General features: G+C 71.1%; 14 protein-coding genes. 7 read left to right on the top strand and 7 right to left on the bottom strand.

What is annotated here, in order from left to right; genetic code table 11:
• Positions 1–87: 87 nt before the first annotated feature.
• Complete coding sequence (locus AB0B90_RS34790; protein ID WP_350949489.1) at positions 88–1,050, top strand: hypothetical protein; 963 nt, start codon at positions 88–90, stop codon at positions 1,048–1,050.
• A gap of 18 nt (positions 1,051–1,068) precedes the next feature.
• On the opposite strand, the gene AB0B90_RS34785 is transcribed toward AB0B90_RS34790, so the two are convergent.
• From AB0B90_RS34785 to AB0B90_RS34775, 3 genes are all read right to left on the bottom strand, one after another.
• Complete coding sequence (locus AB0B90_RS34785) at positions 1,069–1,698, bottom strand: hypothetical protein (RefSeq protein ID WP_350949488.1); 630 nt, start codon at positions 1,696–1,698, stop codon at positions 1,069–1,071.
• A gap of 89 nt (positions 1,699–1,787) precedes the next feature.
• On the bottom strand, positions 1,788–2,150 hold the full coding sequence (locus AB0B90_RS34780) for a DUF5130 family protein (protein ID WP_350949487.1): 363 nt from the start codon (positions 2,148–2,150) through the stop codon (positions 1,788–1,790).
• A gap of 61 nt (positions 2,151–2,211) precedes the next feature.
• The gene (locus AB0B90_RS34775) at positions 2,212–2,511 is read right to left on the bottom strand and encodes a hypothetical protein (RefSeq protein ID WP_350949486.1); all 300 of its coding nucleotides are present in this window, start codon (positions 2,509–2,511) and stop codon (positions 2,212–2,214) included.
• Positions 2,512–3,000: 489 nt separating this feature from the next.
• Between AB0B90_RS34775 and AB0B90_RS34770 the strand changes: the two genes are divergently transcribed.
• The 3 genes from AB0B90_RS34770 to AB0B90_RS34760 all read left to right on the top strand — a co-directional run bounded on the left by AB0B90_RS34770 (position 3,001) and on the right by AB0B90_RS34760 (position 6,560).
• Positions 3,001–3,618: a nuclease-related domain-containing protein gene (locus AB0B90_RS34770; protein WP_362926414.1), complete on the top strand. Its 618-nt coding sequence runs from the start codon at positions 3,001–3,003 to the stop codon at positions 3,616–3,618.
• A 536-nt stretch (positions 3,619–4,154) separates the two neighbouring features.
• Positions 4,155–5,993, top strand: coding sequence for a dihydroxy-acid dehydratase (ilvD, locus tag AB0B90_RS34765; protein ID WP_350949484.1), 1,839 nt, complete (start codon positions 4,155–4,157; stop codon positions 5,991–5,993).
• 81 nt (positions 5,994–6,074) lie between these two features.
• Positions 6,075–6,560: a WYL domain-containing protein gene (locus tag AB0B90_RS34760; protein ID WP_350949483.1), complete on the top strand. Its 486-nt coding sequence runs from the start codon at positions 6,075–6,077 to the stop codon at positions 6,558–6,560.
• 144 nt (positions 6,561–6,704) lie between these two features.
• On the opposite strand, the gene AB0B90_RS34755 is transcribed toward AB0B90_RS34760, so the two are convergent.
• From AB0B90_RS34755 to AB0B90_RS34745, 3 genes are all read right to left on the bottom strand, one after another.
• Positions 6,705–6,935, bottom strand: coding sequence for a zinc ribbon domain-containing protein (locus AB0B90_RS34755; protein ID WP_350949482.1), 231 nt, complete (start codon positions 6,933–6,935; stop codon positions 6,705–6,707).
• A 32-nt stretch (positions 6,936–6,967) separates the two neighbouring features.
• Positions 6,968–7,789, bottom strand: a complete 822-nt coding sequence (locus AB0B90_RS34750) for a GNAT family N-acetyltransferase (protein ID WP_350949481.1) — start codon at positions 7,787–7,789, stop codon at positions 6,968–6,970.
• A 120-nt stretch (positions 7,790–7,909) separates the two neighbouring features.
• Positions 7,910–8,419, bottom strand: a complete 510-nt coding sequence (locus AB0B90_RS34745) for an HNH endonuclease (protein ID WP_329084484.1) — start codon at positions 8,417–8,419, stop codon at positions 7,910–7,912.
• A gap of 318 nt (positions 8,420–8,737) precedes the next feature.
• Between AB0B90_RS34745 and AB0B90_RS34740 the strand changes: the two genes are divergently transcribed.
• The 3 genes from AB0B90_RS34740 (at position 8,738) to AB0B90_RS34730 (ending at position 12,344) form a co-directional block, all read left to right on the top strand.
• Positions 8,738–10,825 (top strand): prolyl oligopeptidase family serine peptidase, encoded by a 2,088-nt coding sequence (locus tag AB0B90_RS34740; protein ID WP_350949480.1) that lies wholly within the window; start codon positions 8,738–8,740, stop codon positions 10,823–10,825.
• A 250-nt stretch (positions 10,826–11,075) separates the two neighbouring features.
• On the top strand, positions 11,076–11,882 hold the full coding sequence (locus tag AB0B90_RS34735) for a helix-turn-helix domain-containing protein (protein ID WP_362926413.1): 807 nt from the start codon (positions 11,076–11,078) through the stop codon (positions 11,880–11,882).
• 114 nt (positions 11,883–11,996) lie between these two features.
• A complete protein-coding gene (locus tag AB0B90_RS34730) occupies positions 11,997–12,344 on the top strand; it encodes a VOC family protein (protein WP_362926412.1) in 348 nt (115 codons plus the stop codon).
• Positions 12,345–12,509: 165 nt separating this feature from the next.
• Here the strand turns inward: AB0B90_RS34730 and hypF are convergent, their stop codons facing one another.
• Positions 12,510–14,933: a carbamoyltransferase HypF gene (hypF, locus tag AB0B90_RS34725; protein ID WP_362926411.1), complete on the bottom strand. Its 2,424-nt coding sequence runs from the start codon at positions 14,931–14,933 to the stop codon at positions 12,510–12,512.
• Between the last annotated feature and the right edge of the window lie 184 nt (positions 14,934–15,117).

The following is a 15,117-nucleotide window of genomic DNA, read 5'->3' as shown; positions in this document are numbered from 1 at the left end:
AATGCCGGTAAGCGCGGGAGGTACCCCGCATCTCGCCGTGTGTGGACACCTGTCCCGTCGTCCCTGGGGCATGAGAGGGTAAATCACGTGGAATCAGCGCGTGACCTGCTCATCTCCCTGGCCCGGAGATACGCCTTCGGTGACATCGGAGCCCTCGCCTCGGGTGTCGTACGCGACGCGGACGAGATCGAGGCGGTCTGCGAGTTCGGCCAGCGGCTGCTCTCCCTCGACGCGGAGGACTTCGCCGTCGAGGCACGGTCCGTGCCGAACGACCTTCGGCGGCGAGCGCGGGCCTGCACGATGCCGCAGACGCCCCGCGAGCAGCCGCGCGGCGCGCTGGAGTCGCTGCGGCCCGCGTACGGGCTGCTGCTGGAGGTCATCGCGGTCAGGTGGCACCGCCGCGAGCTGAGCCCCATGGTCGCCGCCCTCCACATCGCCAGCGAGTATCTCCCGCTGCTCGCCTTCGAACCGGTGCTCGGCAACGCCGGAGACCCGGCGCGCTGGCCGGAGGGGCTCACCGCGCCGGACAGCAGGTTCGGGGTGATCGGCGACCGCGACTGCGACCACACCAGGGCCGAGCAGTCGGCCGCGAACCGGACCCTGCGCGTGGCCGGGGAGCCGCCCGAGGGATGGCGCGCCTACTTCGACCGCCAGCACAGCCAGGTGGCCGGGGCTCTGGCCACCTGCGTGGCCGACTGCCGCAACCCCTGCACCGCGATGGACTGGGTCGATCCGGACCTCCGTGAGGACCTCGCGCTGCGCTCCCAGGTGGCTCTCGCCTTCGCCGAGACCCCGCTGGTGCGGTTGCGCCACGCCGCCCCGGTGGGCCACGGATTCGGCGTGCCCTCCCCCGAGGAGGTCATCGAGGCATGGGAGCGCAGCCGGACCACCCTGGCCAAGAACGGTGTGGGCGGGGAGGCCTCCAGCGACGACGGCTTCCCGCTGCCGGGGTTGCCCTCCCTGTTCTCCGCCGTCGCGGGCGCGGCGCTTAAGCCCTCGACACTGCTGGAGGACACCAGCGCGCACCTGGTGAGGCTTCTGCGGCACTGATCGTGCGGCCCGAGGAGCTCAGAGCCCGCCGTCGACGAACACCGCCAGCGCGCAGCAGGCGATGGAGACCATCATGAGCAGGACGCCGCGGCGGATGAAGCGCCGCTTGGCGTCCCCGACGGCGTTGAGTCTCCTGATCTCCAGGACGAGCAGGTCGACCCTGACCTCGGCGCCACGGCCCTGCCGCCCCACCCCGTACCCCAGCCGGGGGTCCGGCTCCGGCGGCGCGTCCCGGGCGAAGGTGCCGGGGTAGAAACGGCGCCGCTCCAGGACCCTGCCCGCGAGCCCGGAGGTACGGCCGCAGAGGGCTCCGGTGAGCACGAGGATCCCCAACAGCCAGAAGAACACGCTCGTCCACCAGAGCCACTCGACCTTGCCGGACAGCTCGCCGGGCCTCCAGTGGCCGTTCAGCAGCCCGACGACGACGGCACCGGCGGCGGCGCCCGTCGTGAGCAGCAGGGTGGCCGCCGTCTCGTCCTCCCCCCTGACCTTCCTGCGGGCGTCCGCGAGCGTCGCCTGGACGTAGTCGAGGATCCCGTCCGGCTCCCGTTCCGCCGTGGGGCGCCTGCGAAAGTGACCCGGCGACGCGTCCCGCGTGATCCTCAGCACGAAGTGACCCGGCGGCGCGTCCCTCGTGATCCTCAGCACGAGCCGATTATCCGGGAAAACCGACCTCGTTCCGCCCGGACGGACCTTCGGGAAGATCACTTCCACCCCGGCGTGACCGGCCGGCGGGATCACCTGCGCCGCGACGCCTGGTCCGCGAGCAGCAGGACCCCGGTGACCAGCCCGCCCACCAGGTCGCCCAGGCCGAGCACCGCGGCCATCGACGTCGCGACCGCGCGGCATTCCGCGTCGGGCAGCCGCTCCCTGGCCAGGGAGCCCGTGACGATCTCCAGGGCCCTGCCCCGCTGGTCCACGAAGACGAGCACGGCCCTGTCGGCGTCGGCTCCCAGCGCGGCGTGCAGCCGCTCGGAGAAGTGGCGGCGCGGTCCGATCGCCGGACCGAGGTAGGCGGCGAAACGCAGCCCGGTGCGCCGTTCCGCGGTGCGCAGTGCCCCGCGGACGTCGTCGCCCTGTGTCGAGGTCAGGGTGAGCATCCTTCGTCACCTCGCCTTTGTCGGTTTGGCGGTGGTCCGGCGATCCGCCGGACCACCGGGTTCACCAGGCCGCCGACGCCCCGCCGGTGTGCCGTCCCGGCTCGGAGGTCACCGCGAGCGATACCCAGTCGATCTCTGGCGCCGGAGCCCTCGCCGGACGCCGTTCGGTGAGCACGAGGACCGAGTCGGTGATCCCCCGTTCACTGCCGTGCGGGCCTCCCAGCCAGACCGCGCCCGCCGAGGTGCTCCTCGCGGCCCTGTCGCGCATCCTGCCCGGCATCGTCACGAGCAGGGCGATGAGCAGGAACAGACCGCCGGAGACTGCGACGAGAAAGCCGAAGACCTCGATCGCACTGTCCACACCTCAAAAGTAACCCGGCGCGGAATCACCCGTCGAGGGCCACCGGGTGGCGGGGCACGCCGGCCGGGGAGACCCCCGTGGCGGCCTCGATCCGCGACCGCCGGCCGCCCGGGACGTTAAGATCGTGAACGTGATCCACACCCCGCGCGGCACCCGGTGATCCAGAGCGAAAAGTCCCTAAGGTACCCGGTTCATAGCAGTGCCAAGCGGGTGACGGCGGTCACAAAAGTATGAGATACGCAATACTAGGCACCCCCGAGGACGTCAGCTACCGTGAGTTACGTGGATTCCGGTCAGGTACCAGAAGACGGTAACACTACGTCACCGATTTGGGTCAGTGACCGACAGGCCGAAGATCGGCCGACGTCTCGACCCGCCGCGCCAGCGTCTACGTACGCACCTGTTGAGCGCGCCTCGCTACGCGACCTGCTCGACGACCCCAAATACCGCCACCTGCGCCGCCGCGCCATCATCGCGGTCGGCGTCGGCGTGCTCGCGGGCGTCCTGCTGGCCAGCTGGCCGCTGGGCTTCACCGCCGCCGTGGTGGCCGCGATCGTCGACACGGTGCTCCGCGCCCGCTCCAACTCCTCCGTGCCCGCCTGGCGGCGCGCCTCGGTCGCGGAGCGGCGCACGGAGATGCAGCTCAAACGGCTGGAGCGCGGGGGTTACCGCACCCTGCACGCCCGCGCGATCCCCGGCAGCGAGGCGCAGATCGACCACCTGGTCGTGGGCCCCACCGGCGTCTACGCGGTCGACTCCGAGAAGTGGGACAAGCGCCTGCCGGTCCGCGTCCAGTCGCACCGCAAGCTGTTCCACGGCCCGTTCAACCAGAAACCCCGCCTCGACGAGGCCCGCTGGGAGGCATCCCAGGCCGGCGAGCTGATCGGTGCCGAGCTGGGCCACGAGGTCGCGATCGTGCCGTCCCTCGCGATCTACGGCCCCGCCATCCCCTGGAAGGTCCTCAACGTCCGCGAGGTGGACGTATTCGACGGCAGTCGTGTCCGTAAATGGATCACCAAGCGGGAACGCTCACTCACCGACGCCGAGATCGACAGGATCTTCGAGGCCGCCGAGCGGGTCCTGCCCGCACGCTACCCGGAGAACTGATTTCGGGTTGTCCCGCGAGCCCTTTCCGGCACGCCCGTACCTCCGCCGTATCTCTCCCTTCGGGGACCGACGGGAGCCCGCCCCGCCACGACGCGCCGGCCAGGCGGCTCCCGTCCTCCTCCCCTCCCGGTTCCCGCGAGTGCGGGCCCGGTCGCGCTCCAGCGCGCGTTCCCTTTCGTGTGGACGTCTTCGTGTGGACGTCGCGGCAGGTGATCGAGGGCTCTCCGCGGCTGCCGTTCGCCCCGGGTTCGCCGGGCGCGGAGACCTTCGGTAGTGTCGAAGAACACCCTGGGCCCGTATCGGGCCCGCCGGCCGTCGCCCCGGTGCCCACCCCGTGCCCCGTCGTCGTCCCGGAACCCTCCCGGCGACCGGCGCGCCCGCCTCGCCGCCCCGGCCCCGTACGTCGATCACGCTCGTACGGTGTTCGCGGAACATGTGGCGAGAAGCCGGATGTCTCGTGGCCTGGACAGGCGTCTCACGCACCGGGCGGTAGCCGTACCATTTGTAGACACGGTTTCGATGATGGGAGAAGCCTCATGCCCGCCCTCAGGTCTCGTACGGTCACGCACGGCAGGAACATGGCCGGGGCCCGGGCCCTTCTCCGGGCGACGGGCGTAGCCGGCGAGGACTTCGGGAAACCGATCATCGCCGTGGCCAACAGCTTCACCCAGTTCGTCCCCGGGCACGTCCACCTCCGCGAGGTCGGCGACGTCGTCGCCGGCGCGATCCGCGAGGCGGGCGCGATCCCGCGCGAGTTCAACACGATCGCGGTCGACGACGGCATCGCGATGGGCCACGGCGGCATGCTCTACTCGCTGCCCAGCCGGGAGCTGATCGCGGACGCGGTCGAGTACATGGTCAACGCGCACTGCGCCGACGCGCTGATCTGCGTCTCCAACTGCGACAAGATCACCCCGGGCATGCTGCTCGCCGCCTTCAGGCTCAACATCCCCACCGTCTTCGTCTCGGGCGGGCCGATGGAGGCGGGCAAGACCCCCAACGGCAAGCTCGACCTGATCGACCCGATGATCGCCGCCGCCGACGACTCCGTCTCCGACGCCGAGCTGCTGGAGATGGAGGAGAACGCCTGCCCCACCTGCGGTTCGTGCAGCGGGATGTTCACCGCCAACTCGATGAACTGCCTCGCCGAGGCCATCGGACTCGCGCTCCCCGGCAACGGCACGATCCTCGCCACCCACAAGGCGCGCAGGAAGCTGTTCGAGGACGCCGGGCGCCGGCTGGTGGAGATCACCCGCCGCTACTACGAGCAGGACGACGAGACGGTCCTGCCGCGCGCCGTCGCGACCAAGAACGCGTTCGAGAACGCCATGGCGCTGGACGTGGCGATGGGCGGCTCGACCAACACGATCCTGCACATCCTCGCCGCGGCCCGCGAGGCCCAGGTCGACTTCGGGCTGAAGGAGATCAACGAGATCTCGCTGCGGGTGCCCTGCCTGTGCAAGGTCGCGCCCGCCACGGCGAAGTACCACGTCGAGGACGTCCACCGCGCGGGGGGCATCCCGGCGATCCTGGGCGAGCTCGACCGGGCCGGACTGCTCCACCGCGACGCCTACACCGTCAACGGCGGCACCCTGGGCGACTACCTCGACCGCTGGGACCCGAAGTCACCGCAGGTGCTGCCCGAGGCGCTGGAGCTGTGGCACGCGGCCCCCGGCAACGCCCGCACCGTCAAGCCCTTCTCCCAGGGCGCCCGCTGGGAGGAGCTGGACCTCGACCGCTCCGAGGGCTGCGTCCGCGACGCCGAGCACGCCTACACCCGCGACGGCGGCCTCGCCGTCCTGTACGGCAACATCGCCACCGAGGGCTGCATCGTCAAGACCGCCGGGGTCGACGAGTCGATCTGGCGGTTCGAGGGTCCGGCCGTCGTCTTCGAGTCGCAGGACGACGCGGTCGAGGGCATCCTCAACAACAAGGTCAAGGCCGGCGACGTCGTGGTGATCCGCTACGAGGGCCCCAAGGGCGGGCCCGGCATGCAGGAGATGCTCTACCCCACCTCGTTCCTCAAGGGCAAGGGGCTGGGCAAGGACTGCGCGCTGGTCACCGACGGCCGCTTCTCCGGCGGCACGAGCGGGCTGTCCATCGGCCACGCCTCCCCCGAGGCCGCCGAGGGCGGCACCATCGCCCTCGTCGAGGACGGCGATCTCGTCGCGATCGACATCCCCGCCCGTTCGATCGACCTGAAGGTCCCCGAGGAGGAGCTGGCCGCCCGCCGCGAGAAGCTCCTCGCCGACCTGGGCGGTTACCGGCCGCGCGACCGCCGGCGCCAGGTGAGCGCCGCCCTGCAGGCGTACGCCGCGCTCACCACCTCGGCCTCCACCGGTGCCTCGCGCGACCTGTCACAGCTGTCCCGCTGACCTGGGCTTCCTGTCGGGTAGAGATGCCTTACCCGACAGGAAGTTCGAAAAAATGTCAGTGCTCGGACGTATTATCTGGGTATGACTAACGTCATGAAGCTCACCGCCCCGCTCACGACTGCCGAGATCGCCGCCCTCGCCCTGTCGATGGCGCATCTGGGGTCGGGTCCGCAGGCCAACGCCGCCCGCAGCGGCCTGCGTCACGCCTTCGAGCAGATGGAGCTCGACGACGACATCGTCGCCACCACCCTGGCGACCCTCACCGAGCCGATGCCCGCCGAGACCGCCGACCGCGCCCGGACGATCGCCAACGCCATCACCTCAAACCTCGTCATCCGTCTCCACTACCAGGACGTCTCCGGGCGGGTCACCGTCCGCGATGTCGACCCGGTGACCTGCATGGTTCACCGCGAACACTGGTATCTCGTCGGGATGTGCCGCCTGCGCGGCGCGATCCGGGCGTTCAGGTTCGACCGGATCATCGCCACCGAGCCCACCTTCGTGCCGGCCCGCCCGCACCGGGCCGAGGCGTTCCTGCCCTTCCAGGGAAAGCGCGCCGCCGCATAGCCCACGGTCGCACGCTGTCGGCTGCGGACCGGCCGTTTCGATTCGAGCTGTCACCCGGAGGCGCGAGCCGATCCGGGTGACAGTCCGCGACGGGAGCCCTGCCGCCGTGACGGCTCCGGCTCCCCACCGCGCGGACCTCGGCTCCTAACCGCAGCAGCCGCCTCCGCAACACCCGCCGCCGCCTCCGGAAGGGCGGGGCGCGGCGGCGGAACCCGCGGAGCTCGCGGAGCCCCCGGTCACGGCGACCGTGGAGAGCAGCTTGACGGTGTCGTCATGTCCCTCGGGGCAGGGCGCCGGATCGTCGGAGCGGGCCATCGGGCGGGAGATCTCGAAGGTGGACCCGCAGGCGCGGCAGCGGAAGTCGTATCTGGGCATGGCACCCAGGTTACCCAGCTCGCCGCGCTCGCTCACGTGAAGGTGATGGAGACGTGGTCGCTCACCGGCCGATAACCGATCGCCTGATAGATCGAGTTGGACGTGGGGTTGGACAGGTCGGTGAAGAGCAACACCTCCGTGGCGCCCTCGGCCCGCACCTTGGCACTCGCCGCGTGGGAGACCGCGGTGCCGTAGCCCTTTCCGCGAGACTCGGGAGGCGTGTAGACCGGGCCGACCCGGCTCATCCCGCCGATGGGCGCGGAGACCCCGGCGAACGCGACGGGCCGCCCGCCCGCCTCCCACACGACCAGTTCCCGTCTCGCGATCCTGCTCGCCACCAGCGCGGTCAGGTCGATGTCGCCGACACCTTTCGCCTCGGCCTGAAACTCCTCGCTCCACCGGACCAGGAGGCGGAGATCGGCCGCGACGGCGACCCGGGAGGCCCCTGCCACGTGGGATTTCGGGGGGACGAGCGCGTCGAGCCGGTAGAGGCGCTCGGCACGGCGACTCGCCTCGGGCCGCCACCAGGAGGCGGCGAACGTCTCGGCCGGTGAGAGCGGACCGCTCACACCGGAGATCGCCCTCTCGGTCTCGATCAGGCGGGTGGCGAGCTCGGGCACCGTGTCGGCGGGCATCGCGGGGAGCATGAGGGCGTGGGGCGACGTCTGGATCGCCGTGGCCACGACCCGGCCGTCACGCTCCAGCCGTCCCAGCAGCGGGTCGTCACCCCACAGGCCGTTGCGTATGGCACGCAGGACCGTGAGGAGGAGGGTGTTGCGAACCGGATCCTGTAGCAGCCACGGCTCCGCCACGCCCGTATACGCCTCGACATCGGAGGTGAAGATCCACGTCATGAGGTGATTGTGCCCATCGGGGATCTTCCGTGCCAGCGGATAAGGTCCGGCTCACCGGGCATGACGGGGCCGCCGCGCTCCACCGGGTGGCGCGGCGACCTCGTCATCGGGTGCCGGACCTCAGGCCGCACTCTCCGCGAGATAGGGCGCCCACTGGGGATCGCCGACGATGTGCGCGCCGATCAACCGCCAGTGGACGCCGCGTGGCACCACCGGGGCGACGTTGAGCGTCCACCCCAGTTCCTCCAGCATGCGGTCGGCCTTGCGGTGGTTGCACGTCGTGCACGAGGCGACACAGTTCTCCCAGGTGTGGGGGCCGCCTCGCGAGCGCGGGATGACATGGTCGATGGTCTCGGCCCGCTGGCCGCAGTAGGCGCACCGGTAGTCGTCCCGGCGCATCAGCGCGGTCCGGGTCAGCGGGATCCGTGACCGATATGGGATCCGGACATATCTCCGAAGCCTGATCACCGAGGGGACGTCGAGCGTACGGCTCGCCGAGCGGAACACGGCGCCCCGCCCGTCACGGTGCACGACATCGGCCTTCTCCCTGAGCACGAGCACGACGGCCCGGTGCAGGGAGAGGGTGGTCAGGGGTTCGTAGGTGGCGTTCAAGAGCAGGACCTGGCGCATCAGCGGGCCTCTCCCGCCGCACGACATGTCACATGAGGGGGCACGCCACTGCGTGCCCCGGCTGGCGGCCCCTCCTGGGGCCCGGGCGCTTCCGTCACGAGGACCTCCGCCGGACGGCCCAGCGGATGCTCACCACGGCACCGTCCTTCACCAAGTTTGGCTGCTGCTACCTGGTTCTCGCCACCCATAAATGACTGGAGAGACACCTGATACGTTTTATGCCCGCATTACCAGTTCTTAACTCCTCCTGCCGCAGATCGGATACGCCGCCCGCGCAATGGCCGCGTCTCGCGGCCTTTAGGTCGTAGGGTTCCAGCCATGACGAGACAGCCGTATCCTCCAGCCAGCCGTCTTGAGCTCGTCGACGAGCTCCACGGTGTTCCTGTTCCCGACCCCTACCGGTGGCTTGAGGACCCGGACGATCCGGCGACGAAGGACTGGCTGGTGGGGCAGGAGAGACTGCTGGAGACCGAGCTGGACGCCCTTCCCGGACGTGAGGGCTTCAAGACCCGGATCGCCGAGTTGCTCGGCTCCGGGTCGATCGGCGCACCGACGTGGCGCGGGGAGCGGCGGTTCTTCATGCGGCGCGCTCCCGGGCAGGAGCACGCCGTCCTCTACACCGTGGACCCCGATGGCTCCGAGCGGGCGCTGCTCGATCCGATGGCGCTCGACCCGACCGGGCTGACGACCCTCGACTCCTGGCAGCCCGACAAGGAGGGCCGCCTGCTCGCCTACCAGGTCTCGGTGGGCGGTGACGAGGAATCGAGCCTCTACCTGATGGACATCGCGTACGGCGACCGGATCGAGGGGCCGATCGACCGGTGCCGCTACTCCCCCGTGGCGTGGCTGCCGGGCGGCGAGGCCTTCTACTACGTGCGCAGACTGCCCTCCACCGAGGTACCCGAGGGCGAGGAGCAGTTCCACCGCCGGGTCTACCTGCACAGGGTCGGCACCTCCACCGAGAAGGACGTCCTGATCTTCGGTGAGGGCCTGGAGAAGACCAACTACTACGGGGTGGCGGTCTCCCGCGACGGCCGCTGGCTGCAGATCTCCGCCTCCAGGGGCACGGCGCCGCGCAACGACCTGTGGGTGGCCGACCTCCAGGCGTCCTCGCCCTCCTCACCCGAGCTGGTCGTCGTCCAGGAGGGGGTCGACGCCCAGAGCGCCCTGCACTTCGGCCGCGACGGCCGCCTGTACGTCTTCACCGACCGGGAGGCCCCGCGCGCCCGCGTCTGCGTGACCGATCCGTCCGATCCCCGGTTCGAGAACTGGCGTGACCTGATCCCGCAGGATCCCGAGGCCGTGCTCACCGACTTCGCGATCCTCGACGATCTCGACCGGCCGGTGATGCTCGTGGGCTGGACCCGTCACGCGATCAGCGAGATCTCGGTCCACGACCTGGTCACCGGCGAGCGCGTCGGCGAGGTGCCGACCCCGGGTCTCGGCACCATCGGCGGCATCAGCGAGCGCCCCGAGGGTGGCCACGAGGCCTGGTTCGGCTACACCGACAACACCACGCCGCCGAGCATCCAGCGTTACGACGCCCGCACCGGTGAGACGACGCTCTGGGCGTCCTCCCCCGGCGCGATCGAGGTGCCCGCCATCACCACCGAGCAGGTGACCTACCTCTCGGCGGACGGCAGCGAGGTCCACATGCTGGTGATCTCCCCTCCCGGTGTCGAGGGGCCGCGCCCCACCGTCCTGTACGGCTACGGCGGCTTCGGCATCTCGATGACCCCCGGCTACTCGGCGTCCGTCCTGAGCTGGGTCGAGGCGGGGGGTACGTACGCCATCGCCCAGTTGCGCGGCGGCGGCGAGCAGGGCGAGGAGTGGCACAGGGCCGGGATGCTCGCCAACAAGCAGAACGTGTTCGACGACCTGCACGCGGCGGCCGAGCACCTCATCGACACCGGAGTGACCACGTCCTCGCAGCTGGCCATCTCCGGTGGTTCGAACGGCGGCCTGCTGGTCGGCGCGGCCCTGACCCAGCGCCCGGAGCTTTACGCCGCGGTGGTCTGCTCGGCGCCGCTGCTCGACATGATCCGCTACGAGCTGTTCGGCCTGGGCGCGACGTGGAACGTCGAGTACGGCTCCGCCGAGAAGCCCGACGAGTTCGCCTGGCTGCACTCCTACTCCCCCTATCACCACGTTCGGGAGGGCGTGTCCTACCCTGCGACGCTGTTCACCGTCTTCCAGTCCGACACCCGGGTCCATCCGCTGCACGCCTGGAAGATGTGCGCCGCCCTGCAGCACGCACAGGCCTCGGAGCGGCCGATCCTGCTCCGCAACGAGGCGGAGGCCGGTCACGGGGCCCGCGCGGTGAGCAAGACCGTCGAGCTCGCCTCCGACCAGCTCAGCTTCCTCGCCTACCACACCGGCCTGACCTCCTCAAGGGTGCGGGCCTGAGAGCCATCGGCGGAAAAGGGCGCGTCCGGGGGTCCGGGCGCGCCCTCTCCACGTCCGCGGGGGCCGGACCGTCGAGGGCTGTGGCCATGGTCGGGGCACGGTCAGGGCCGCACGGCCGAGGACCGCGCAGTCAGGGCCGCACGGATGGGGCCGCACGGATGGGGCCGTATGGACGGCTCGGCTGGACCGCCGGGGCGGCGGCCATGATCAGGGCTGCCGGACTGTCGGGGGCGGCGGCTATGGTCGGGGCGTGAACGACGCGGCGGTGACCGAGGGCCTGACCTTCACCGAGAGTGAGCCGGGAGCCTTCCTGCGGCCCTACGTCACGCACCTGTCGGCCTACACCGAGCGTTACGCCGATCCCATGCCCCGGCGGCAGCCGCCGTTCGCCGGGGTCGTCATGATCTTCGGGTTCGGTGCGCCGCTGACGCTGGACGGCCCGGAGGGCGCCCAGCGGCTGGCCTCGTTCGCCGGTGGCCTGCATGACACCTACGTCGACACCACCACGACCGGGATCTCCGAGGGGGTGCAGGTCAACCTCACACCGCTCGGGGCCAGGCGGCTGCTCGGGATGCCCCTGCGGGAGCTGGCCAACCGGGTGGTTCCGCTGGAGGAGGTTCTCGGGGGGTGGGCCACGGCCACGGTCGCGCGACTGGCGGAGGCTCCCGACGGGGCCGTCAGGATCGCTCTGCTGGACGAGGCGCTCAGCACGCGCATCGGCGACGCACCGCTGCCCGACCGCCGCGTCGGCTGGGCGTGGCAGCGGCTGGTCGCCACCCGGGGCACCATGTCCGTGGCCTCGATAGCCGCCGAGCTGGGATGGAGCCACCGCCACCTCGTCTCCCGCTTCCACGACCAGATCGGGCTGGCGCCGAAGGCCGCGGCCAGGGTGCTGCGCTTCGAGCACGCCTCCGGCCGCCTGAGGTCCGGCATGTCGCCGGCCGACACCGCCGCCGTCTGCGGCTACTACGACCAGGCTCACATGAACCGCGAGTTCAGGGCCATGGCGGGCGTCACTCCCCGCGGTCTGGCGTCTCCCCCTCGCGCCATCGGGTGATCAAGAACCTTGGGCGCGACCTCCCTCGGGGAGGAGGTCCACAGGTCAGATTTTTCCAAGCCCTGACGCTCCCGCCGGTGACATCGTGGTGATCACTACATGAGAGGAGAGAACATGCGAACGGTGTATCCACTGGTCCGTTACCGCGACGCGGGCAAGGCCGTCGAGTGGCTGGTCCAGGCGTTCGGTTTCGAGGTCCACGAGCTCCACACGACCGCCGACGGGGGCGTCGGTCACGGGGAGCTGATCGCCGGCACCGGAATGATCATGACGAGTCCGGGCGAACCGGGAGGGCCGGGAGTCTACGTCGCCGTGGACGACCCCGACGCCCACCACGCCAGGGCCGTCGCGGCCGGGGCGGAGGTCACCATGGAGCTGGCCGACAAGGACTACGGCTCCCGCGATTACGCCTGCAAGGATCTGGAGGGCAACATCTGGTACTTCGGCACGTACCGGCCCTGATACGACGATCCCGGCGCGGCGGTCCAGGCCCCACGACCGCGCGCCCGGCGGTCCGGGCCCGGTAGCGGCGTGCCCCGGCTGTCCAGGCCCGGTAACGGCGTACCGGGCTGTCCAGGCCCGGTGACGGCGCGCCCGGTGGTCCGGGCCTGGTGGCGGCGTGCCCGCTCAAAAAAGGCCGAGGGTGTCGCGGGCCGCGGCCACGGCGGCCTGGCCGAAGCTGATGCCGCCGTCGTTCGGAGGGACGGTTCGGTGGGTCAGGACCCGCAGCCCGCGTAGCCGGAGGGCGGTGACGAGACCGTCCAGCAGCAGCCGGTTCTGGAAGACCCCACCCGACAGGGCGACCGTACCGATGCCCGTGTCCTCGCGCAGCCGCGCGCACACCCGTGCGGCAGCGGCGGCGAGGCCGTTGTGGAAACGGGCCGCGACGAGCGCCGGAACCGCCCCGGCGCGCGTGTCCTCCACGACCGCGCGGACGAGGTCCGCGGCCAGGATCGTCAGAAGCGGCCCGTCGTCGACGATCCTGGCCCGGTAGGTGCCCTTCTCCACGGGGTCGGCACACTGCTCCAGGGCGATCGCGGCCTGCCCCTCGTATCCGGCGGTGTCGCGGAGCCCGAGGATCGCCGCCACCGCGTCGAACAGGCGTCCGGCGCTGGAGGTGAGGGGGGAGTTCGTCCCGGACTCGGCCACCGCGACCACCTCGTCCCAGCGCGGGCCGTGGCGGACCCTGACCGGCAGGTCCTCGGGGAGCGCGTCACCGTAGGCCGCGCGCAGGTGCGCGGCCGCCATCCGCCAGGGCTGCCTGATCGCCGCGGTGCCACCGGGCATCGGCACCGGCGCCAGGCGCCCGGCACGGGTGAAGCCCGTCAGGTCGGCCACCAGGAACTCACCGCCCCAGATGGTGCCGTCGGTGCCGTAGCCGAGACCGTCGAAGGCCACCCCGATGACCGGGCCGCGCTCCCCGTTGTCGGCCAGGCAGGAGGCGATGTGCGCGTGGTGGTGCTGCACGCCGGTCAGGTCCACCGACCCGGGCACCTCCAGGTCGAGGGCGTACTTCGTGGACAGGTACTCGGGATGCAGGTCGTGGGCGACGAGCGCCGGGGTGATGCCGAGCAGGCGCCGGAGGTGCTCGATCCCCTCGGTGAAGGAGCACAGCGTCTCGTAGTTCTCCAGGTCGCCGATGTGGTGGGAGACGAAGGCGTGCTCCTGCCGCGCGAGGCAGAACGTGCTTTTCAGCTCGGCGCCACAGGCGAGTACCGCCCGGTGGGCGGGCGGTGAGAGCCGCAGGGGCTCCGGGGCGTACCCCCGGGACCTGCGCAGCGGCACCGCGCCCCCTCCTACGGCGAGCAGCACCGAGTCGTCGGCGCGGGCGTGGATCGGCCGGTCGTGGGTGAGGAAGGCGTCCGCGACCCCGGCGAGCCGGGTGAGCGCGTCGCCGTCGCGGTAGGCGATGGGCTCGTCGGAGAGGTTTCCGCTGGTGAGAACGTACGGGCGGGCGAGTTCGGCGGCGAGCAGGTGGTGTACCGGCGTGTACGGCAGCATGAGGCCGAGGCGGCGGTCGCCCGGCGCGATCGCTTCGGCCATCGCGCCTCCTGGGCGGCGGGGCAGCAGCACGATCGGACGCCGGGAGCCGGTGAGCAGCCGCTCGCCCTCGGCGTCCAGCTCGCACAGCGCCCGCGCGGTGCGCAGGTCGGGGACCATGACCGCGAACGGCCTCTCCTCGCGGCGCTTACGGGAGCGCAGGGTCCGGGTGGCCTCCTCGTCGGTGGCGTCGACCGCCAGGTGATACCCGCCGAGTCCTTTGACGGCCAGGACGCCTCCCGCTCGCAGCACCCGCACCGCCGCCACGATCGGATCGACGCCGTCGTCCGGCCTCTTACCGGGATGCCCGGTACCCGGTCCGTGGACATGCGAGCCGCCGTTCGGACCAGGGGGATCCGGGCCGTCACCGAAATCACCGCCGCCCGGATCACGAGCGTGCGAGGCGCCGCGAAGACCGCCGTCCAGGAGGCGGAGGACCGGGCCGCAGGCCGGGCAGCAGATCGGCTGGGCGTGGAACCGGCGGTCCGACGGGTCGAGGTACTCCCTCTCGCACTCCCCGCACATGGCGAACCCGGCCATCGTGGTGGCGGCTCGGTCGTAGGGGACGTCCCGGATGATGGTGAACCTCGGCCCGCAGTTGGTGCAGTTGACGAAGGGGTGGCGGTGACGCCGGTCGGCGGGGTCGAACAGTTCGGACAGGCAGTCATCACATGTCGCGACATCAGGTGAGACAAGGGTGAACCGGTGGTTCCCCTCTCGGCTGGCCACGATGCGAAACCCCCGGTCCCCGCGTACCGGTATCTCGGTGGCCGTCAGACGGTCGATCGCCGCCAGCGGCGGGGCCTGGTCCCGCAGGCCCTTCCGGAAGCGCTCGAGGTCACCGGGCTCCCCCTCGACCTCGACGAACACACCCCGGTCGTCGTTGCCCACCCACCCGGACAGGTTCAGGCGCCGGGCGAGGAGGTGGACGTGGGGGCGAAATCCCACCCCCTGCACGATTCCCTCGATCCTGATCCTGACCCTGACCCGTGTTCCCCGCCCCACGCCCATCCCGCCATCCTTCCCGTCCCCACGGGAATGCCTCCGGGGCCCGCATGATCTGGACGGGAAGGTTACGTGGATGATCAGAGCTTTGCCGTTGGTTGTCGAGCCGGGGGTGTCGGGGCTGAAACGGCCAATCGTAATGTGGCGACTACCGTGAGAAATACGGAGCGTCGACATGCCTGGCACACCG

The organism is Streptosporangium sp. NPDC049078, assembly GCF_040648855.1.
In the GTDB taxonomy this organism is placed as follows: domain Bacteria; phylum Actinomycetota; class Actinomycetes; order Streptosporangiales; family Streptosporangiaceae; genus Streptosporangium.
The sequence above is the reverse complement of the archived record's forward strand: the minus strand, read 5'-3'. Positions and strand labels throughout refer to the sequence as shown.

What these genes read in the sequence shown, in the direction of transcription:
- AB0B90_RS34780 (WP_350949487.1), bottom strand. Translation starts at nt 2,150, where the DNA reads ATGCTCACCCTGACCTCGACACAGGGCGACGACGTCCGCGGGGCACTG.
- ilvD (WP_350949484.1), top strand. Translation starts at nt 4,155, where the DNA reads ATGCCCGCCCTCAGGTCTCGTACGGTCACGCACGGCAGGAACATGGCC.
- AB0B90_RS34760 (WP_350949483.1), top strand. Translation starts at nt 6,075, where the DNA reads ATGACTAACGTCATGAAGCTCACCGCCCCGCTCACGACTGCCGAGATC.
- AB0B90_RS34755 (WP_350949482.1), bottom strand. Translation starts at nt 6,935, where the DNA reads ATGCCCAGATACGACTTCCGCTGCCGCGCCTGCGGGTCCACCTTCGAG.
- AB0B90_RS34750 (WP_350949481.1), bottom strand. Translation starts at nt 7,789, where the DNA reads ATGACGTGGATCTTCACCTCCGATGTCGAGGCGTATACGGGCGTGGCG.
- AB0B90_RS34745 (WP_329084484.1), bottom strand. Translation starts at nt 8,419, where the DNA reads ATGCGCCAGGTCCTGCTCTTGAACGCCACCTACGAACCCCTGACCACC.
- AB0B90_RS34740 (WP_350949480.1), top strand. Translation starts at nt 8,738, where the DNA reads ATGACGAGACAGCCGTATCCTCCAGCCAGCCGTCTTGAGCTCGTCGAC.
- AB0B90_RS34730 (WP_362926412.1), top strand. Translation starts at nt 11,997, where the DNA reads ATGCGAACGGTGTATCCACTGGTCCGTTACCGCGACGCGGGCAAGGCC.
- hypF (WP_362926411.1), bottom strand. Translation starts at nt 14,933, where the DNA reads ATGGGCGTGGGGCGGGGAACACGGGTCAGGGTCAGGATCAGGATCGAG.